19 protein-coding genes are annotated in these 19127 nt (G+C 49.7%); 4 read left to right on the top strand and 15 right to left on the bottom strand.

Annotation, left to right across the window (positions count from 1 at the left end; all coding sequences use genetic code 11):
• Positions 1-19 precede the first annotated feature (19 nt).
• Positions 20-520, top strand: a complete 501-nt coding sequence (locus tag MKX98_RS10540; protein WP_220685973.1) for an arsinothricin resistance N-acetyltransferase ArsN1 family A — start codon at positions 20-22, stop codon at positions 518-520.
• Between the two features lie 65 nt (positions 521-585).
• Here MKX98_RS10540 and MKX98_RS10535 read toward each other — a convergent pair whose 3' ends face one another.
• The 7 genes from MKX98_RS10535 to MKX98_RS10505 all read right to left on the bottom strand — a co-directional run bounded on the left by MKX98_RS10535 (position 586) and on the right by MKX98_RS10505 (position 7286).
• Positions 586-2163, bottom strand: coding sequence for a sensor domain-containing diguanylate cyclase (locus tag MKX98_RS10535; RefSeq protein WP_220685974.1), 1578 nt, complete (start codon positions 2161-2163; stop codon positions 586-588).
• Positions 2164-2527: 364 nt separating this feature from the next.
• Complete coding sequence (locus MKX98_RS10530; RefSeq protein WP_220685975.1) at positions 2528-3919, bottom strand: HAMP domain-containing sensor histidine kinase; 1392 nt, start codon at positions 3917-3919, stop codon at positions 2528-2530.
• Positions 3904-4572, bottom strand: a complete 669-nt coding sequence (locus tag MKX98_RS10525; protein WP_339222920.1) for a response regulator transcription factor — start codon at positions 4570-4572, stop codon at positions 3904-3906. The genes MKX98_RS10530 and MKX98_RS10525 overlap by 16 nt, the downstream gene beginning before the upstream one ends.
• A gap of 30 nt (positions 4573-4602) precedes the next feature.
• A complete protein-coding gene (locus MKX98_RS10520) occupies positions 4603-5370 on the bottom strand; it encodes a lantibiotic immunity ABC transporter MutG family permease subunit (protein WP_194541764.1) in 768 nt (255 codons plus the stop codon).
• Between the two features lie 25 nt (positions 5371-5395).
• Complete coding sequence (locus MKX98_RS10515; RefSeq protein WP_194541763.1) at positions 5396-6127, bottom strand: lantibiotic immunity ABC transporter MutE/EpiE family permease subunit; 732 nt, start codon at positions 6125-6127, stop codon at positions 5396-5398.
• Positions 6124-6840, bottom strand: a complete 717-nt coding sequence (locus MKX98_RS10510; protein ID WP_194541762.1) for a lantibiotic protection ABC transporter ATP-binding protein — start codon at positions 6838-6840, stop codon at positions 6124-6126. Before MKX98_RS10510 ends, MKX98_RS10515 begins: the two co-directional genes overlap by 4 nt.
• 47 nt (positions 6841-6887) lie before the next feature.
• Positions 6888-7286, bottom strand: a complete 399-nt coding sequence (locus tag MKX98_RS10505; protein ID WP_339222919.1) for a NisI/SpaI family lantibiotic immunity lipoprotein — start codon at positions 7284-7286, stop codon at positions 6888-6890.
• Between the two features lie 582 nt (positions 7287-7868).
• Between MKX98_RS10505 and MKX98_RS10500 the strand changes: the two genes are divergently transcribed.
• Positions 7869-8489 (top strand): putative glycolipid-binding domain-containing protein, encoded by a 621-nt coding sequence (locus tag MKX98_RS10500; protein WP_339222917.1) that lies wholly within the window; start codon positions 7869-7871, stop codon positions 8487-8489.
• 231 nt (positions 8490-8720) lie between these two features.
• On the opposite strand, the gene MKX98_RS10495 is transcribed toward MKX98_RS10500, so the two are convergent.
• Complete coding sequence (locus tag MKX98_RS10495) at positions 8721-10022, bottom strand: NCS2 family permease (protein ID WP_194541759.1); 1302 nt, start codon at positions 10020-10022, stop codon at positions 8721-8723.
• Between the two features lie 196 nt (positions 10023-10218).
• On the opposite strand from MKX98_RS10495, the gene MKX98_RS10490 reads away from it, so the two are divergent.
• Positions 10219-10926 (top strand): SOS response-associated peptidase, encoded by a 708-nt coding sequence (locus MKX98_RS10490; RefSeq protein WP_220685980.1) that lies wholly within the window; start codon positions 10219-10221, stop codon positions 10924-10926.
• Between the two features lie 225 nt (positions 10927-11151).
• Here the strand turns inward: MKX98_RS10490 and MKX98_RS10485 are convergent, their stop codons facing one another.
• From MKX98_RS10485 to MKX98_RS10470, 4 genes are all read right to left on the bottom strand, one after another.
• On the bottom strand, positions 11152-11439 hold the full coding sequence (locus MKX98_RS10485) for a stage VI sporulation protein F (protein WP_113057116.1): 288 nt from the start codon (positions 11437-11439) through the stop codon (positions 11152-11154).
• Positions 11440-11525: 86 nt separating this feature from the next.
• Complete coding sequence (gene recG / locus MKX98_RS10480; protein WP_339222914.1) at positions 11526-13577, bottom strand: ATP-dependent DNA helicase RecG; 2052 nt, start codon at positions 13575-13577, stop codon at positions 11526-11528.
• Positions 13578-13591: 14 nt separating this feature from the next.
• A complete protein-coding gene (locus MKX98_RS10475; protein ID WP_216535135.1) occupies positions 13592-14449 on the bottom strand; it encodes a DegV family protein in 858 nt (285 codons plus the stop codon).
• A 48-nt stretch (positions 14450-14497) separates the two neighbouring features.
• The gene (locus tag MKX98_RS10470) at positions 14498-16276 is read right to left on the bottom strand and encodes a DAK2 domain-containing protein (RefSeq protein WP_071223706.1); all 1779 of its coding nucleotides are present in this window, start codon (positions 16274-16276) and stop codon (positions 14498-14500) included.
• 366 nt (positions 16277-16642) lie between these two features.
• On the opposite strand from MKX98_RS10470, the gene rpmB reads away from it, so the two are divergent.
• Positions 16643-16831: a 50S ribosomal protein L28 gene (rpmB, locus tag MKX98_RS10465; RefSeq protein ID WP_006209230.1), complete on the top strand. Its 189-nt coding sequence runs from the start codon at positions 16643-16645 to the stop codon at positions 16829-16831.
• A 442-nt stretch (positions 16832-17273) separates the two neighbouring features.
• Here rpmB and spoVM read toward each other — a convergent pair whose 3' ends face one another.
• From spoVM to rsgA, 3 genes are all read right to left on the bottom strand, one after another.
• Positions 17274-17354 (bottom strand): stage V sporulation protein SpoVM, encoded by an 81-nt coding sequence (gene spoVM / locus MKX98_RS10460; protein ID WP_034273235.1) that lies wholly within the window; start codon positions 17352-17354, stop codon positions 17274-17276.
• A 160-nt stretch (positions 17355-17514) separates the two neighbouring features.
• Positions 17515-18174, bottom strand: coding sequence for a ribulose-phosphate 3-epimerase (rpe, locus tag MKX98_RS10455; RefSeq protein ID WP_339224398.1), 660 nt, complete (start codon positions 18172-18174; stop codon positions 17515-17517).
• A 3-nt stretch (positions 18175-18177) separates the two neighbouring features.
• Entirely contained in the window at positions 18178-19086 is a 909-nt protein-coding gene (gene rsgA, locus MKX98_RS10450; protein WP_339224396.1) for a ribosome small subunit-dependent GTPase A, read from the bottom strand.
• Between the last annotated feature and the right edge of the window lie 41 nt (positions 19087-19127).

Here is a 19127-nt window from a genome sequence, read left to right as displayed (position 1 = left end):
TTTATAGGGGGAACCAACAGTGAACACCGCTTCGATTAGAGCAGCAGTCAATGACGATATGGAACGAATCTTGAACATTTATAATCAAGGAATCGAGGATCGGATTGCAACCCTTGAAATGGATGTAAAGGATATTGCATATATGAATAACTGGTTCCAACAACACCAAGATCGTTACGCTGTCATTGTAGCCGAGTTCGCTGGCGAGGTGATCGGCTGGGCTTCCCTCAACCCTTACTCGCAGCGATGTGCTTATGACGGTGTTGCCGACCTATCCATATACATCGATCGGGCATTCAGAGGCCAAGGAATCGGAAGTTTGCTGCTTCAGCGTCTTGAGGTAATTGCAAAGGAACAAAGGTTTTATAAAATCGTGTTGTTCACCTTTCCATTTAATCAAAACGGTCAAGGCCTATATCATAAACTGGGATACCGCGACGTCGGTGTTCTTGAAAACCAAGGCATCTTGGATGGCAAGTTCGTGGACGTCAAGATTATGGAGAAGTTATTGAATTTATAAAAGGAGACTGTCTCATTGAGACAGTCTCCTTGCTGAATACAACGCATAAGTTGTTTTTACACCGATTATCCTGCCGAGACCGTCCGGTTACGTCCTTCGTCCTTCGCCCGGTATAACGCCATATCCGCTGCCTGGAATACATCCTCTCGGTTGCCATGTTCGGGATACAAGGAGACGCCGATCGATACGGTAAGTGTTAGCGAATAAGGCGTTTTGGAATTCTGAATCGCATTGCGAATTCGCTCAGCCAAACGATAGGCTTCATCCATACTATGCTTCCGAAGAAGAATGACAAACTCCTCCCCGCCGAAACGAGAGCAGACCGCACCCTCTGGAACGCAATCGTTCATGACCGCCGCCACCAGCTTCAGGACCTGATCGCCGGTTTGATGGCCATATGTATCGTTTACGCTTTTAAAATGGTCAATGTCCAGCATTAAAACAGCATATGGATCCCTAAGCGCTTCCCATGAATCAAGGCAGCGTTCCAGCTCTCGGCGATTGGACAGCCCCGTCAATGGATCCGTGATGGCTTCCTGCTGTAACGAAAGGGTCTGCTTGGCCAGCGATTCGGCAGCCACCCCCATGATCCGGTTCAATTGATCGGCTTCCCGATTCCAATGCGGCCGGAATTCCTGAGAAGACACCGTTTGTCCCGCTGCTACCATTTTCGTTAATTTATACAGCCGGGTAAACGGAGCGGCAATTCTTGCAGCCGTATAGGCGGCTATGACCAGCATAAGCACGATCGGAAAAAGCATGCTTCTCAGTTGGTCTTCCAAGTTGCGGTCGACATCGGCCAGAATGGAACTTACCGACGTCTGCATGACAATCCCCCAGCCATTCATTGCAACGCTGGCATAACCGGCCAAATAATCGTCACCATCCGTATTCATGACACGTTGCATGCCGCTCTCGCCGCTCATGAGCCGCTTTACCACGCCGTTAGAGCTTACGTCCTCCCCTACCCGTCTTTTATCCAGATGATAGAGCAGCCTCCCGCGGGCATCCACGATATAGGAGTAGGATTCTTCCTCATTCCCCGCACCGGAACCGAAGATCCGATGCAATATATTGTTCTCTTCCAAGTAGATTGTGCCGGCAATCATACCGTGATACTCGCCGGAGCTGTCAAAAATCGGCTCGCTCGCAAGAACAATCCAGCGTCCGGCAGGCGTTCTATACGGTGCAGATATATAGGACTTTCTCTCCTGTAGCGCCTCCGTAGTCCCCTCCGTTTTTAATCGGGCCTGATTCAAATTATTCCCCACAGGAGAAACCACGCGAATGGTACCCGCTTGATCGGCCCAAAATACGGAGTTGAAATAAGGGCTGCTCTGCAGCATCAGATCAAAAATGACCTGCAGCTCCTTCTGATCGGATGCCGCGCTGGCCTCAATAGCCGGATTGTTGGCAGAGGCGCGAAGACTTTGGCGCATCCCTGAGAAAATCGCTTCAAGGGTAACCGCCATTTTTTGTGCGGAGGATAAATTAAGCGACATGGTGTTGTTGTATAAGGATCGTTTCTCGTTTTTATACTGGATATAGAACATAATCGACATCGTCATGAGAATGGATAATGAAACCAGCGCAGGCATAACCATGGCTAGACTGATTTTGATGCGTTGTTTAGGTATGTTCATGGAAGCTGTACCCCTACTCTTGATGAAATGATGCCGTATGAGATATACGATCTTTTCATATTACTTCACATACGTTTTCAAGTCCATATACGGAATAAGCGTTTTATGGGTAGGGTTCTGGTGCAATGCGGGATTTTCAACCGATCGTGTTTCTGTGGAGTGCTGGTTAAGAACCGAGGAGTAGTATCCATCAGCTCACCCGGGGAAAGTGTTTGCCCTGCTTGCTCTGGCTTCGATGTTGCTCCAAATAACATAATGTTTCTTCGGCATATCGGAAAGTCACACGATGAAGGGACTGCTCCGGAAATTAATTCGGTACAGCCCTTCCAAATCATGGCAAATCAAATAGACCGAAGCCACGGAGTCAGTGACTTCGATCGATGGGAATTCGAAATGTAACCTCAGCTCCACCCTGCCATTGAAGATTGCGAAGCGTTAAAGTTCCATGATGGAGCTTTGCAACATTGCTGGCAAAGGTTAATCCGATTCCGTAGTGTCCTGTAGCTGTGCGGCTCTTGTCTCCCATGTAAAACAACTGGGTAGCCTGCTCGAGGTCCTCAAGGGTAAAGCCCGGTCCGCTGTCAGTCACACGAAATGACAGGAGTTGGTCTCGCTTGATTAACGTGAGTCCTATCTTCCCTCCATTAGGCGAATAATCCACGGCATTTGTCAAGATATTCATCAATGCTCGATGAAGCAGCGCTTTGTCTATGTAGATCGTCGACTGTTCAATCTTCAATCCTTCCATAACATCGAATTCAAGCTCAATCCTCCGATGTCCGATATAACCCGTAAAGTCCTGAACGAGTTCATCTATAAAATCCTTAAGACAGGTCGGTTTCTTAATGATCGCCATGTCCTGCTCGGCCTTGGACAGTTGAATAAGCATGTTAACATAATGTTCGATCCTATTGCTCGCATTCAAGATATATTCGGTATATCCCGCATGCTCCTCGCTCTGTTCATCAAGATTTAACAGTTCGGCATTTCCTTTAATAATCGTTACCGGAATCTTGATATCATGGGCCAAGGCAGCGATTTGTTCCCGCTTTCGAGTTTCTGTTTTCCACTGCGCTTTCAGTGAGGCCTCTAACGCCTTTGCCATCTCCTGAAGGGAGGTCATGACATCATCGAATTCTTTAATCGGGGACCTCTGCGCTTCCAGACTCAGATCCTGGTTTTGAATGCTTCGGGTCAGCTCCTGTATACGGTCGAATTGGCGTTGAAGTCTCCTCGCGAACACCGAAGTGACAGCCAACACCACACCTATGATCAATACAATGCCCAGCGCGATGGTTGTCACTTCATAATCCGGAAAATGCTCCCTTAAAAACGGTGAGGTAAAGCGCGTACGAACCTTATAATGTAAAACAACGTATGCATCCTCTCTCTCAACGACCCGGTATACCGATTGTCCCTGGTAAGCCGTCCTGTTCTGGATCGCCCGAATGGCCGAGGACATTCCCGCAGCATCCAGTGATCCATCTACCACTTCAAGCGCAGGCTTTTTCAGCACAACGAACGGGATCTCATCGGGAACCAGCTCCCTCTTGAATTGGGGAGTTTCCTGTATCATCGACTCAGCTTCAAGCACGCGTCGTTCATCATAATTAGCGTTTACCACAAGCCCTGAATTAATGGCGAGCTGGTTTAGGAATACGCCTATAAGTACGATTGAAACGAGACACACGGTTAATGAAATGACGTATTTGAGCAGCTCTACACGTAGAGTTGTCTGTTTCAGTCGTTTTGCCATCGGTAGCCCACTCCCCAGACCGTCGAGATCGGAGACACTCCACACGCATTAAATTTACTGCGGATTGACCGTATAAACTCCGTAATCGTAGTAAACAGGGCATCCCCATCAATTCCATATATCTCTTGATGGATTTCTTCCCGGCTGAATACCCGCTCCTTTCGTCTGGCAAGCATTTCGCATATCTTATACTCATTGGGGGTTAACCGAACCTGTTGCTCCCCCACCCACACTTCTTTGGCGTCATAATCAAAAGTAACCCCCGCGACGGTCATCCTCGATACGTTCTTTTCCCGGGATTCCCTCCGCAAATGGGCATTTACCCGCGCACGCAGCTCTTTTACGCCAAACGGTTTTGCAATATAATCATCCCCTCCCGTCATCAAGCCGTTAACCACATCCTCCTCTTGGGATTTGGCTGTAAGAAAGAGAATGGGGCAGCTGACAAACCCCCGAATCCTCCTGCATAGCTCAAAGCCATCCACATAAGGCATCATGACGTCCAAAAGGATCAGATCGTATTCTTGAAAAAATTCTGGATTAATGTCTGTAACTTCCTGAAGGGTTATCACGGCATGTTGGTCGCGATGCAAAATATTGGATATTAATGCTAAAATGTCAGAGTCGTCGTCAATCGCCAAGATTTTGGCCATTTCTATCACGTCTTTCCCTATAATAACAGCCTATTCATGCGCTTGCTTGCCTTCCCATCGGCGAAACCAGATCATACTTAAAACCAGACCGGCTAAAGTTAGCAAAGTCGCAAACACAAGCCCCTGCTTTAACTCATCTTGAACATAGTCCACCAATTCCATCGGCAAGGTTCCTTCTTGCAATAGGCCGGTTAACCCACTGAAACGAACTCCCCAGGCCCAAGGGACATACATCCATATCCCATCTCCCAACCCTGTCGCCATAAGTGCCGATAACAGAAGCCCTGCGCCTCCCAATAGAATCGAAGCACCCATTCCAAACATAAAGGCTGAAAAAAGTTGTACGATCCAAATCAATAGACTGGAACCTGTAAGCCAAAGCCATCCGTAAAAGTAACTCCACAAAGGAATATCGGTCAAGTGCAATACCCATTTCATCCCTGCTACCCATAGTACTACAGCCAAAAGAATCGAAAAAGCCTCGAATAAAATCAAGAGCAGCAGCTTGCTCGTATATCCTGATAAGCGGGATGCGGAACCGCTAAGAAGTACTTGAAAGTGCCCTGCACGTCTTTCTTGGTAAACCATCAAGCCGGTGATCATCCCAAGAAGCAAGGGCAGTGCAACGCCGATGCTCTCCATGTAAAAGGAATACATCTGAAAAGAATCCATCTTTCTACCATGGAAGTAACCCAGAAAAAGCACTGCACATACGACTGGAATCGCAACATGAATCCATAAAATCTTGGTTCTTCGAAGCTTTAACAAATCCGCTCTTAAACATCTCCACAAACTCATACTCCTACTTTACCCTCCCTATTGTTTATGCGCTTTTTTGTGGCTCAAATCGCTGCATCGTCCATAAACATAGGAGTAGGGTCAGCAATATCGACAAACCGATTCCAATCGGAAGAACCTGCAACTCAAGAAGGGGATGTCCTTGTTCAAGCAAGGTTCCATTGGGATGTACCTTGACAACCGGAGACATCAGCCGAATGGACCAACTCCATGGACATGCCCACCATAACGTCCGAGCAGAGAGCAGAATTCCAAACCCCAATGCACACACAATGTTGAATCCCATGGCCAAGGCCGCTCCCCATTTCCGAGCCAGCCATAAACACAAAGGAATTTCCCAAAGCGTTGTGATCCAGAGTACCAAAACAGCCACAAGAGTCCTAACATTAACGATAAGCTCTCCGGATAACAGCATGCCGGCAATGCCCATTACAACAAGATAAACCATCATCGCAGCAAGGGAATAGATAGAAATTACTAACTGCTTCGCAAACCATATTTTTTTCACAGAAACCGGTAGCAGATAGACGCCGGAATAACTCGAAGCTCGCTGTTCCTTTTGATGTGTCAGGCAGCACCATAGCGCAATCGTGAGCGGCAGGAACAGAATGGACCACCAATTGATCGTATTGGATACAAAATACATGGGATTCATGATGAAAGAAAATGCCACATTTGCGAAAGGGACTAGGATAAGCAGCTTCAATGAGAATGTGCGTTTCAGTTTCAGATGTTCTGACCGAAGGAAATCCATCATTGTACTACCCCACCTCTGATCCTATGGGCAGCAACGACGTCCATAAATAACTGCTCCAAATTTTGTCCAGATTGGATCTCTCCCTGATATCCCAAAACGCCTTGGCTGATGATACCGATACGATCGGCGATTTGTTCAACCTCGGACAGTATATGGCTTGAGAGAATCACGGTCATACCTAGACGGGGGAAGGTACGAATAAGCTCCCTAAGTTCATGAATTCCAACCGGGTCCAAGCCGTTGGTAGGCTCATCCAGGATAAGCAACCGGGGACGATTCAGAAGGGCAATCGCTATACCTAGCCGCTGTTTCATCCCCATAGAAAATTGGCTTGCCGTTTTTTTGCCGGTATACTGAAGATCTACAATATTTAAAACTTCCTTGATCCGAGAGTCCGGCAGTCCGAGCAGCAGACTCCGAACCTTCAAATTTTCGAAAGCTGTTAAATTTTCATAAATGGGTGGGGATTCGATCAGCGCTCCGATTTGGCCAAGGTCCCGCCGACTCCAGATATGACCATCAAACCAAATGCTGCCGGATGTCGGTGTAATGATGCCGGTCAGCATCTTAAGTGTGGTGGACTTTCCGGCTCCATTAGGGCCGAGCAATCCATATATGGAATTTTCAGGCACCTGCAACGACAGCTCTTTTACGACTTTTTCCTTACCAAAGCTTTTTGAGACCTTCTTCATTTCTAACAATTGACCCTTCAACAATCATTCATCCTTTCATAATAAATGTTTCAAAGATGCGATAATCCCTAATCCCCCTGCACCATCTTGGCTTGAAAAAGCTTTTTGTTGAGCTCAATGATAATCAGGTCGAAACTGCCTTCAGGCTGCCGTTTGTATCGATAGGCGGAACCGTAGGTCAAAGGCTGTTTCTCTCGAATGTCTTTCGGATTGTAGTAAACATATGGCTTCTTTAGCTCCTCTTCTGTCCACCTCTTCCCCTCTTGATCCACATAATGCGTCTGCCCAATGAACCCTAGATACTCTCCCTTGGACTTCGGATTGACTTCATCCTTTAGTTCATACAGTCTTCCGCCAAAAACAACTCTGTCCAACTGGCCATCATCGATGAGCTGCTCAATGGTATATGAAGTATCCTCCTCGAGATCCAATGTAAAATGGGCGGTTTTTTCTGTTTCATCTATCACCTTTTGTGTGAAATCTTTCAGGCTCCCGCATCCTGTTAATAGAATAAATATGCTGAACGTCAAGACGAGCCAACGCTTGAAAGACTTCCCCATAAATCAAACTCCTTTCGTAAATCCATCTCATTTGTGGCTACGTTTGACTATAAGCGGTAATTATCAGAAAACTATCAAGAAGAAAAAAAAGCTTACAGCATATCTGGTGAAACTACCTAAAGTTCCTTTGTCTGAATTCGTATTTTGTCATACTCTGTATTTATCAGTTGCATAACAAACATATGTTTGTATATGATGGTGAAGATGAACGTCTCCACTGCAAACCTAGGAAGAGCTGCTGTCTGCAAGGACTGCGTCATTCTACCGCTTTTGCTTGATGCGCGGGAACGGGATATCCGCAGTTGGAGAAGCAGGGCGAGAAGCACAAGCGGTCACCCCCGCAATGGATTTAAGAGAGGATCAGAGCACGGCTCGGAACAAGGAAAAGGTACAACTGCAAGTATACGGGGACTAAGCAAATTACGAGGTAAACGAAGTTAAGGGAATGTATGCGCATTCATACTCTTTTGATAAAGGACGGGATCTCACATGAACGACAATATGCACGTTGAAGAAGAAATGAAACCAAACGGACTATTGAACACAAACTCGGATCAGCTCCTGCAGTCGCTGCTCTGGAACAGACACGATCTCCCCTCTCTGGAGCATGGTCGGCTCTATCGACATCATCACGGATTTACGCTCACCGGAATGGTCGTAGCCAGCCTGGAAGGTCGGCCGCTTCACTGCTCCTATGAGGTTGAAACCACCCGCAGTTGGCAGACCCGGAAGGTAAAGATTAAGCTCTCAATCGGCACGGAAGTTCAGTCCCTTCACCTGGAGCGGGATGATGACGGCCGCTGGTGGGACGGCGATACCGAGCTCACCGCATTTGCCGGCGTGACCGACATTGACCTCGGAATTACCCCCTCCACCAATTCCTTGCCGATCCGACGCTTGAAGCTGAGGCCTGGAGAGAGCGCTTCCATGACGGCCGTTTGGATTCAGTTCCCGAGTCTAACCATTGCCCCCCTTCCCCAGCAATATACGCGTACGGGCGAGTATACCTATCGTTATGAGAGTAACGATGGAGCCTATCAAGCGGATTTGGAGGTTGACGAGCACGGCCTCGTCACGAAGTACGCGGACGTATGGAGCCGAGCTCGCTGAGCCCGATGCGTCCATGGCCACCAGGAGCAGCATCCCTGTATCCGGACGAAAACAACAACCCGGAACCGTTGCAGCATCATCACGACCCGTTACAAGCAAGCCTCACGCTCATTTTCGGAGAAAATATCCATCGGCGAGAATTCGGTGTTCGGCTGCAATACTTTATCGGCATACACCAAAATCCCCTGCCAGGTCTGCTTAGGCCTGGCAGGGGATTTTCACGTGTATAAATCAATGCGGGACAAAGACTAGCTGCAGTACGAACAGCACGGCAAAAATATACATCAACGGGTGAACCGCCTTCCACTTGCCCTTCACGATTTTCATCAGCGGGTATGAAATAAAACCGAGCGCGATCCCGGTCGCGATGCTGGACGTAAGCGGCATGGTCAGGATGACAAGAAACGCGGGGAACGCTTCATCAAAATCATTCCACCGAATGTGCTGAACGCTGCTCAGCATCAGGCAGCCCACTACGATGAGCGAAGGTGCCGTAATGGCGGATAAACCGGCAACCGCGCCGATCAGCGGACTGAAAAAGGCGGCAACCACGAATAATGCGGCCACGACGACCGCCGTCAATCCAGTCCGACCGCCTGCGCCAACGCCGGCTGCCGATTCAACATAAGCGGTGGTCGGGCTTGTACCGACCATGGATCCGGCCACGGTTGCCACCGAATCGGAGAACATGGCACGTTCTGCACGAGGCAGCTTGTTATCCTTCATCAGCCCCGCCTGCTCCGCCACACCAACTACCGTACCTGTGGTATCGAACAGCGTCACCAGGAGGAACGAGAACACAACGGCATAGAGCCCATGCCTGATCACATCCGAGGCAGCGGTAATCGGGTTCCATACCAAGATACCTTCCGGCAGCGCAGGTACCGACATAATCCCGCTCGTAAAGGACAGCATATCGGCAAAATAAGCAATAATCCCGGTGATAATCATACCGATAAACAAGGCACCTTTCACATCGCGGGCCAGCAGCACAAGCGTAACCGCAAGTCCTACCAAGGCCAGTACAACCGATGGCTGGTGCAGATCGCCGAGCGCTACCAGATTGTCCGGATGCGCTGTAATGATGCCGCTCATCCGCAAACCGATAAAAGCAATAAACAGGCCGATACCGACCGTGATCGCATGCTTCAGATTCGACGGGATCATCTCAATCAGCCTGCGCCGCAGGGAAGTCATCGATAACACCAAAAACAGAATACCGGCTATAAATACCGCCGAGAAAGCTTCAATATACCCAAGTCCGGCGTGTCCCTGAACAACGGAATAGGTGAAGTAGGCATTCAAGCCCATCCCCGGCGCCACAGCGATCGGGTAGCGGGCTACAAGCCCCATCAGCAGTGTACCAATCACAGCGGCAATAATCGTAGCCGTGAAGCTCTGCTCAAAGGGCACACCTGCTTGCGATAGTATCAGCGGATTCACAACGGTCACATACGCCATCGTGAAAAACGTCGTGGCCCCGGCAACAACTTCTGTCTTAACCGAGGTACCGTTAGCTTTTAAATCAAACACGAAAAATCCTCCATTCATGATGCTCAGTCTGGCAATGAGCCAGACCCTTTTGGTAAGTTAGGCAATATTTGATATACTCAAACACAAATGCACTGAAAATCTCTACGTAGCAAATTCGTTCTGAACTCATTAAAAATCTTAATTAGACAATCTATTCAAATCTTAAGCGACAGCAAATAACAGGAGGCTTGAAACGATGTGCGGACGCTTTACACTCACGGTCACTTGGGAAGAACTGATGACCAGATATCTCATCGATCCCGAATCGGTATCTCCCTTTCACATTCCCCGGTACAACATCGCTCCAACGCAGATGGTCACGGCGATTATTAACGACGGCAGCACCAACCGAATCGGTCAGCTGCAGTGGGGGCTTGTCCCATCCTGGGCCAAGGATTCCTCGGCCGGAGCCAAAATGATCAACGCGCGCAGTGAAACGCTGGAAGACAAGCCTGCCTTTAGGATGCCCTTTTATCGGAAAAGATGCCTGATTCCTGCAGACGGCTTTTACGAATGGCAAAAAAACGACAATGGCAAGCAGCCCTTTCGCATCGGCTTGAGGAACGGTGAAATATTCAGCATGGCCGGTCTGTATGATACCTGGATCACCCCGGGCGGAGATAAGCTCAGCACCTGCACCGTCATCACCACCGCACCCAATCAACTCATGGAGCCGATCCATAACCGGATGCCTGTCATTCTGAGACCCGCAGACGAAGCACTATGGCTTGAACGACAGACGTCTTCTCATTCCAATGATAGCAGCCCTTCCTTCCTGCAATCCCTCAAAGAGCTTCTGAGACCTTACCCCGCGGAGGAAATGCAGGCCGTACCGGTCAGCACCACCGTGAACTCCGTTAAAAATGACTCGGAGGATTGCATCCGCTCCATTACAGGCAGCTAAATCTTTCAGAAAGGTTCGGGATTCCTCTTCAAATTCCGCTTTTTCTCAACTTGCCGGTTTCTTTTCTATCGATTGGAACATAAATCAAAAACTCCATTTGCGGAAGAACGTCAGGAACGTTTTATCCCTGCATATCCCAAATTTAAAAGCCCCTGCTCATGAGGAGAAAACACTCCCGAGAGGGGCTTCTTCTATGCAAAGTCAATCCTTGATGTCATCCAATTGTTATCGAAACATACCCCACAGCTTGATCAAATGGAAGGTGTTGTTCGGATCGATGCGCTGTGCAAGCACGAATTGAACCATTTGCTGCTCCTGCGTGGAGCTCAGCTTTTCATTCAAGATGCCGCTGGCCGTCCGGATCAATTGATGGACTTTTGCGCTATTTTGAAGATCTGCCTTGGTCAACCCCTGAGTCAGCCCTTTAATTCTTTCCTTGACCGCCGGGTTTTTCATTTTTAGCTTGATTCGTTCAACCAGCTGCGGACTAATCCCGTACTGCTGATAACTCAATGTTGAAGCACCTCCAGTCATAAATGCTGCTACCTTTTTTGAGTATATGACGAAGGTCTGTCCATTGTGCCAACAGATTCATGTTATTAATCCATGATATCGCCCTGAAAGATCTTCTCCTGCTGCAAAAAGTCGCGTAATGGTTCATATTCAGGAGACGTCCAGAAGGAACTGTCGCTGACCAGAGCCGCTGCATCGCCCCTGGCCTCCTCCACTACTTTGAAGTCGGCGACCATGTCGGCCAGCCGGAACTCCGGCAGTCCGCTCTGCTTCGTACCGAAAAAGTCGCCAGGGCCCCGTAGCTCCAAATCCCTCCGGGATACCTCGAAGCCGTCCTCGGTTTCGGTCATAACCTGCATCCGCTCCTGACCCACTTCCGATTTCGGATCGGCCACAAGTACGCAATACGATGCATGCTGCCCACGGCCAACGCGGCCCCGAAGCTGGTGCAGCTGGGACAGACCGAAGCGATCGGCATCCATAATGATCATCAGAGTTGCGTTCGGCACATCGACGCCAACCTCAACGACCGTCGTGGAAATCAACAGCTGGACCTCATTGCTGTAGAATTGGCGCATGACCTCATCCTTCTCGGTAGGCGTCATACGGCCGTGCAGCAAGCCCACAGCATATGTAGGAAAGGCTTGCTGCATCTGGACATGCAAATCGATCGCATTCTGAACGTCCAGTTTGTCCGATTCTTCAATCAAAGGAGCAATCAGATATGCCTGACGTCCTTGATTTACTTCCCGGGAAATAAATCCGAGCACACGGTCCATGAGTTCATGTTTGACCCAATAGGTCGTAATGGGAATACGACCTTTCGGACGCTCTGACAGCGTGGATACATCCATATCGCCAAAGGCGGTAATTGCCAGCGTCCGTGGAATCGGCGTCGCCGTCATCGTGAGCACATCCGGGTTATAGCCTTTACGGCGAAGTACGCTTCGCTGATTCACGCCAAAACGATGCTGCTCGTCCGTTACGACGAGTCCCAGCTCCCGGAAGTACACATCATCCTGGATGAGCGCATGGGTACCCACGACAACGTCCGTCAACCCCATCTGTAAGGAAGCCAACAGGTCTTTACGCTTCTTCCCCGTTACGCTGCCCGTCAGCAGGCCGACGGTAATGCCAAAGGGCTCAAACAGCTTCTGCAGGGAACGCATATGCTGTTCGGCAAGAATCTCCGTCGGCACCATCAAGGCTCCTTGAAAGCCCGAGCGCACCGTTGTGAACAGAGCGATGGCGGCAACAATCGTTTTTCCCGAACCGACATCCCCTTGAAGCAAGCGGTTCATGCAGTAAGGGGAACGCATATCATGCAAAATCTCCAGCTCCACCTTCTTCTGCGCATCGGTAAGCTCAAACGGGAAGCTGCGCACGAACTCGCGGATCGTTGCATTGTCAGCCGTATGTACAACACCGTCCATCCGACTCCGGTTTAGCGCGCGGAACGCCTGCATTTTCAATTGGAACAAGAAGAGCTCCTCGTACACCATCCGGCGCCGTCCTTCCTGACCTTCCCGGGAGTCAACGGGCTGATGGATCGTCATGATCGCCGCTTTACGCGGCATCAGATCATATTTCCTGAGCAAGGATTGCGGCAAAATCTCGGGAATCATCTCCCCGTATTGCTCCAATGCCTGTCCCATCGTTTTTCGGATCCAGGATTGCGTGATCTTCCCGCCGATGGAATACACCGGCTGCAGCGTTCCGCTGCGAAAGGCTCCCTTATCCGGGAACTCGGATTCGGACACCGTAAGCTGCATTCTGCGCTGATCCCACTTGCCCGTCAGCACGATCTCCCGGTCGGCCGTAAGCTGGTCTTTCAGAAAATGCCGGTTAAACCAGGTTGCGGTGAACATCCAGTTTTCAGCGAGCATTTTGCAGGTGAGACGGGATTTACGCCCGTAGCGCTGCAGTACCGGCACGCTCGCGATCTTGGCTTGAATGGTAATTTTGTCCCCGTCCTTGACTTCACTCAGGGAACGGAGCCGGTAATCCTCATACCGGAAGGGGTAATACTCCAAAAGATCCTTGACCGTAGAGACGCCAAAGGCGTGAAGCTCCCCCTCTTTCAGGGCGCTCACGCCGTTGATCTGTCTGACGGATATTTGATCGAGTTTGAGACTCATATCATCTACCTCACTTAAGCAGGCCATATATATGCTGCAATGGTTCCCGGTCCAACGTGCGTGCCGATAACCGGACCAATCTCGGAATACACCGTTTCCTCGATCGTAAACACAGCGGACAGCTGCTGCAGAAAATCCTCAACCTGAGCAGGGTCAGCTGTATGACCCACAGCCACTTTAATATTTTTCACACCGGATAGATCCTGTTGAAACAGCTCAATGATTTTGGCCGTCGCTTTCTTGCGACCGCGGACCTTGTCTACCGGAAAGATAATCCCTTCGCCGTCAATGGACAGGATCGGCTTAATGTTAAGCAGGGTGCCAAGCACGGCCGAAGCCTTGCCAATTCGCCCACCCTTCTGCAAATACTCCAGCGTGTCTACCAGGAAGTAGAGACGGCGCTTGGAGCGAAGATCCTCAAGCGACGAAATAATATCTGGAACAGCCGCACCTTCTTGTGCGAGCTTCGCTGCATGAACCACGAATAGTCCGAAACCGTAGGACGCCGATTTGGAATCCCATACGGTGATATCCGCTTCTCCTTCGATTAGAGAGGTTGCAAGCAATGCGGACTGATACGTTCCGCTCAAGCCGGATGAGATGTGAATGGACACAATGGAGCAGCCTGGGTGCTGTTCCAGAATGGACTCATACACAGCTACAAAATCTGCGGGTGAAGGCTGGGAGGTCGTTGGAAGCTGGGGCGACTGCACCAGCTTTTTGTAGAACTCTCCCGGCGTAATTTCGACTCCGTCCAAATACGTATCTTCCCCGAACATAAGTCTCAGCGGCACAATATGAATGTTGTGTTGCTTCGCCAGGTCTGCCGGAATATCCGCTGTGCTGTCTGTCACAATAACGGTCTTATTCACCGGAACCCCTCCTAAAATGTACCTTGCATAATGTCAAAGCGTTGTTTATCAAGACTCAACGGAGAACAGATAGGAATAGATCGGCTGTCCGCCGTAGTGCACCTCAACCTCTGCGTTAGGGTATTGCTCGCCGAGCCACTCCGTGAGTGCGTTGGTCGATTCTTCGCTTGCGTCCGCCCCGGTAAGCAGAGTCACGATTTCATCGCCGGACTCCAGCATTTTACCCAGCAAATCCTGGGAGGTCGTAATCAAATCCTCATTCGCTGCAACGATATTGGAATTGCGAATGCCGATGAATTGACCGGCCTTGATCTCCAGATCATCAATCGTTGTGTCCCGAACGGCATAGGTTACCTGACCTGATTGCACACGAGTGATCGCATCCAGCATGTTGTCGGTATTCATATCCGCATTCTCATCTTCCTGGAAAGCAAATGCAGCCGCGATCCCCTGCGGAATCGTCTTGCTCGGAATGACCGTTACGCTGCGCTCGCCTTCGAGAAGCTCTCTCGCCTGCTGGGCAGCCAGCACGATGTTGGAGTTGTTCGGCAGAATGTAAATCTGCTGAGCCGAGATCGAAGAAATCGCATTGACAAAATCCTCGGTGCTCGGGTTCATCGTCTGTCCTCCGGAGAGAACGACGTCAACGCCCAGACTTTTGAATATGTCAGAGATGCCTTCCCCTGACGATACCGCAATGAAACCGTATGGTGCGATCTCGTCTGCCGGAGGAACAGCCGGAGCTTCCGGTGTTACGGTCTCTGCCGGAATATCCGCAAACAACTCGGGCATCGGTGCGATGTCCATTCCCGTTGTCAGCAAATCACGGTGCTGCTCGCGCATATTCAATATATGAATCTGGGTAATTTCTCCATACAGTAGTGCCAGGTTCAACACTTCGCCCGGAGCCTTGGAATGCACATGAACTTTGATGGTCTCGTCATCGGCGATAACAATGATGGAATCACCATTCACTGCAAGCGCTTTCCGGAACTTATCTTCATCAAAGTCTGCACCCGTTCCTTCCCCGAGCTGCCTATTAATAAAGAATTCCATGTCGTATAAAAATTCAATGTCCTCTGTGGACAGTCTGGACTGGGCTGAGGCCGGAGCTTGAACCGCCGAGAAGTCAGGAACCGCTTGGAAGGCCGGTGCCTTGCTGCTCTGTTCAGCTTGTCCTTCCGCAACAGCAAACGATCCGGACGGAGCGTCTTTTCTCAGCACCTGCAAGAAACCTTCATAAATGTAAACCAGGCCCTGGCCACCCGAATCCACAACGCCAACCTGCTTCAGAACAGGGAGCATATCAGGCGTCTGGGACAGTGTTTCTTTGGCTTTGGCCAACACCTGCTCCATCAATTCCACGATATCGTTGTTGCGGCGGGAGAAATAGACCGCATGCTTGGCCGCTTCTTTAGCTACGGTAAGGATGGTGCCTTCAACAGGCTTCACGACAGCTTTATACGCAGCTTCTACGCCTGTCTGCAGTGCCGCGGCGAATTGATGAGAATTTAGTTCTGTATAAGGTGCCGCATATCGGCTGAAACCGCGGAACAGCTGGGACAGAATAACCCCCGAGTTCCCTCTGGCTCCCATCAGAAGCCCCTTGGATAGCACACCGGCACTATGCCCGACGGACTCCGAGTACTTACTCTTCAGTTCTGCCACACCTGCAGTCATCGTCAAATTCATGTTGGTCCCCGTATCGCCGTCCGGCACCGGGAACACATTCAGGGAATTGACGTGTTCTGCATGCTGCTGCAGCTGCTCCGCTCCGGCTAGGACCATCGCGGTAAATTCTGTTCCATTCAAAGAACGCTTACTCAATGAGAATTCCCCTTCCTGGCTTGATACCCATAACACTTCTTGTCGTAAATTTCATATCTATTTCATAGCTTATAGCTGACGAAATGCCCAAGCAGTAAATAAAAGACTTATCATGATAAATGGATCATAAATCTATGATGGGCTATCCTCTCGTCCTCTACGCTTTGCGGCGGTTCCCAAGCTTCTTGAGAGCCATGCCGACCAGCCCACGAACTATTTCTTCGGAAATATTATGGACTAATCAACATTGTACTATAATGGCAAAGAGAAATAAATGTTTTTAGGACAGTTGACGGAGCAATTTTTACTGTGATATTATATTTAAGTATTGTTTCATGCAGGGTTAGGAACAAGGAGGTGTAATGAATGGCTCGCAAATGTTATGTAACTGGCAAGAAACCAAGCAGTGGTAACCACGTTTCTCACGCTAACAATCACAACAAGCGTTCTTGGGGTGTCAACGTTCAAAAGGTTCGCATTTTGGTGGATGGCAAGCCAAAACGTGTATACGTCAGCACTCGCGCTTTGAAATCCGGTAAAGTGACTCGCGTATAATCATCTTGTGTTATATGAAGAAAAACTTCTTAATCTCCAGGCACCATTTGTGGGCGATCCGGGACAAGGAAGTTTTTCTTGCGTTTAGATACATATTCTCCTTCTAAACAAAAAGCACCCTGAGCAGTTAGCAGGTGCTTTTTTTATTTAGATATAAGAAAGATGAAAGAGCACGACTCCCACTTTCTTATATCGCAAGAAAAACTTCCGGTCGAACGCGGTCTGTCCTCGATAAGTACGTCGCTAGACACTCTTCTTTTGATATAAGAAAGCGAAGGAGAACTACCGCGCATTTTGGCTTTCTTATACCGCAAGAAAAACCTCCGCATGCAGCTGCGGTATGTCCTCCATGCGCTCTATCGGAGTGTTCTTGCCTCTTTCCCCAGAACCGGCTAGGCGGCGTCAGTCCCAGGCGGAGGTTTTGTTACGCCGGGACAAGCTGTCAGCTCTTGTGAAACGTATTTAAGATGGCCTTCACAAAACCTCCCAAAAACTTCGGCAGCTTGAACGTATAGAATTTCATGTCTCACCCTCCCCATCATTCTCATGCCTTCCTAGAATATGTTATGCACCAAGCCCATAGATGTGAACACAGACAAAAAAGGCTACATGAGAACCCAGCTCATGTAACCATATTTATGCGGGAAACCCGCGCCCTATGCATGCCGTTGTTCACGTTCTGGTCAAGATGTTACGCTGTCGCGGATTATTGCAATGGCTGCCGCGCGATCCGGCTTGCCGAATACGGCGCTGCCCGCAACCAGGACATCCGCTCCCGCTTCCACCACAACCGGCGCTGTCTCCGCTGTAATGCCGCCATCCACTTCAATATGGATGTTCGGGTTGTCGGAGTTTGAAATCCATTCACGCAGCTGCGAGATCTTGTTTATGGTCCGCTCGATGAAAGCCTGTCCGCCAAACCCCGGGTTCACGGTCATTACCAGCACCAAGTCCAAGTCGGGGAGCACTTCCTGAAGGACATGGGCCGGCGTAGCCGGATTGATCGCGACGCCGGCCTTCACGCCAAACTCTTTGATCAGATGGATGACCCGATGAAGATGCGGGCAGGTTTCGGCATGAACGGTGATCAGGTCGGCTCCTGCCTTGGCGAAATCCGCAATATACAGCTCCGGCTGTTCAATCATCAGATGCACGTCAAGCGTCAGGCTCGTATGGGGCCGGATGGCTTGGACGATCGGCGGGCCCAGCGTAATATTAGGTACAAAGTGTCCGTCCATGACGTCCACATGAATCCAATCGGCTCCGCCGGCCTCGGCTTCCTTAATTTCTTGTCCCAGCTTCGCAAAATCCGCTGACAATATGGATGGGGCAATTTTTATCATCATTCAGTACCTCCGTTTCTTCTCTCTCATCTCCGTATAAAACTCCACATAATGCTCATAACGGCTAGCCAGGATGATTCCATCCTCTTTGGCTTGGAGCACCCGGCAGCCCGGCTCATGCAGATGACTGCAGCCTCTGAATTTGCATTCGGCAGCATAAGGAGCAAATTCTCTGAAACAGGTCGATAACTCCTCGACACCCAGCTCCAGAAAATCCAGCTGGCTAAAACCGGGGGTATCGGCGACATACCCCCCGTTATCAAGCTCAATCAGCTCTACATGGCGTGTCGTATGCCGACCGCGGCCAAGACGCAGGCTGATTTCACTCGTCTCCAGCGAGAGGCCCGGCATTAACGCATTCAGCAGGGACGATTTTCCGACACCGGATTGACCGGAGAAGACACTGATTCGGCCGGCCAGCCGTTTCTTCACCTCTTCGGTCCCGACCCCTTGCAGAGAGCTGGTAATCAGCACTTCGTAACCAATCTCTTCATACTGGCGCTTCACCTGCTCCAGCACATCGTCGGAGGCGTCCACAAGATCCTGCTTTGTCAGACAGATCAATGCCTCAAGGCCCTCATGCTCTATATGTACCAGAAACTTATCCAGCAGATGCAGGCTCAGATCCGGTTCTTTGACCGAAAACAACAGCACCGCCAAGTCGACGTTCGCGACAGGCGGGCGAATTAATTGGGAAGACCGTGGAAGAATTTCGTCCACGGTCCCTTCCCCATTTTCAGTCAATGAGTACATAACGTGATCTCCAACGAGCGGAGAGATGCCTTTCTTTTTGAAAATGCCGCGGGCTCTGCATTGAACCGCTGGGTCCTCCCCGGATATAATGTTGCCATCCTGCATGGGTTTGACATAATAATATCCGCTTAGTGCCTTCACGATCAGTCCCTCTAGCATATAATAGGCCTCACCTTTCTTGTTGAAATTTAGTATTCTCA

The organism is Paenibacillus sp. FSL W7-1332 (assembly GCF_037969785.1).
Lineage (GTDB): Bacteria > Bacillota > Bacilli > Paenibacillales > Paenibacillaceae > Paenibacillus_AQ.
The sequence above is the reverse complement of the archived record's forward strand: the minus strand, read 5'-3'. Positions and strand labels throughout refer to the sequence as shown.

What these genes read in the sequence shown, in the direction of transcription:
- MKX98_RS10490 (WP_220685980.1), top strand. Translation starts at nt 10,219, where the DNA reads ATGTGCGGACGCTTTACACTCACGGTCACTTGGGAAGAACTGATGACC.
- MKX98_RS10530 (WP_220685975.1), bottom strand. Translation starts at nt 3,919, where the DNA reads ATGGCAAAACGACTGAAACAGACAACTCTACGTGTAGAGCTGCTCAAA.
- rpmB (WP_006209230.1), top strand. Translation starts at nt 16,643, where the DNA reads ATGGCTCGCAAATGTTATGTAACTGGCAAGAAACCAAGCAGTGGTAAC.
- rpe (WP_339224398.1), bottom strand. Translation starts at nt 18,174, where the DNA reads ATGATAAAAATTGCCCCATCCATATTGTCAGCGGATTTTGCGAAGCTG.
- recG (WP_339222914.1), bottom strand. Translation starts at nt 13,577, where the DNA reads ATGAGTCTCAAACTCGATCAAATATCCGTCAGACAGATCAACGGCGTG.
- spoVM (WP_034273235.1), bottom strand. Translation starts at nt 17,354, where the DNA reads ATGAAATTCTATACGTTCAAGCTGCCGAAGTTTTTGGGAGGTTTTGTG.
- MKX98_RS10515 (WP_194541763.1), bottom strand. Translation starts at nt 6,127, where the DNA reads ATGATGGATTTCCTTCGGTCAGAACATCTGAAACTGAAACGCACATTC.
- MKX98_RS10520 (WP_194541764.1), bottom strand. Translation starts at nt 5,370, where the DNA reads ATGAGTTTGTGGAGATGTTTAAGAGCGGATTTGTTAAAGCTTCGAAGA.
- rsgA (WP_339224396.1), bottom strand. Translation starts at nt 19,086, where the DNA reads ATGCTAGAGGGACTGATCGTGAAGGCACTAAGCGGATATTATTATGTC.
- MKX98_RS10535 (WP_220685974.1), bottom strand. Translation starts at nt 2,163, where the DNA reads ATGAACATACCTAAACAACGCATCAAAATCAGTCTAGCCATGGTTATG.
- MKX98_RS10525 (WP_339222920.1), bottom strand. Translation starts at nt 4,572, where the DNA reads ATGGCCAAAATCTTGGCGATTGACGACGACTCTGACATTTTAGCATTA.
- MKX98_RS10500 (WP_339222917.1), top strand. Translation starts at nt 7,869, where the DNA reads ATGAACGACAATATGCACGTTGAAGAAGAAATGAAACCAAACGGACTA.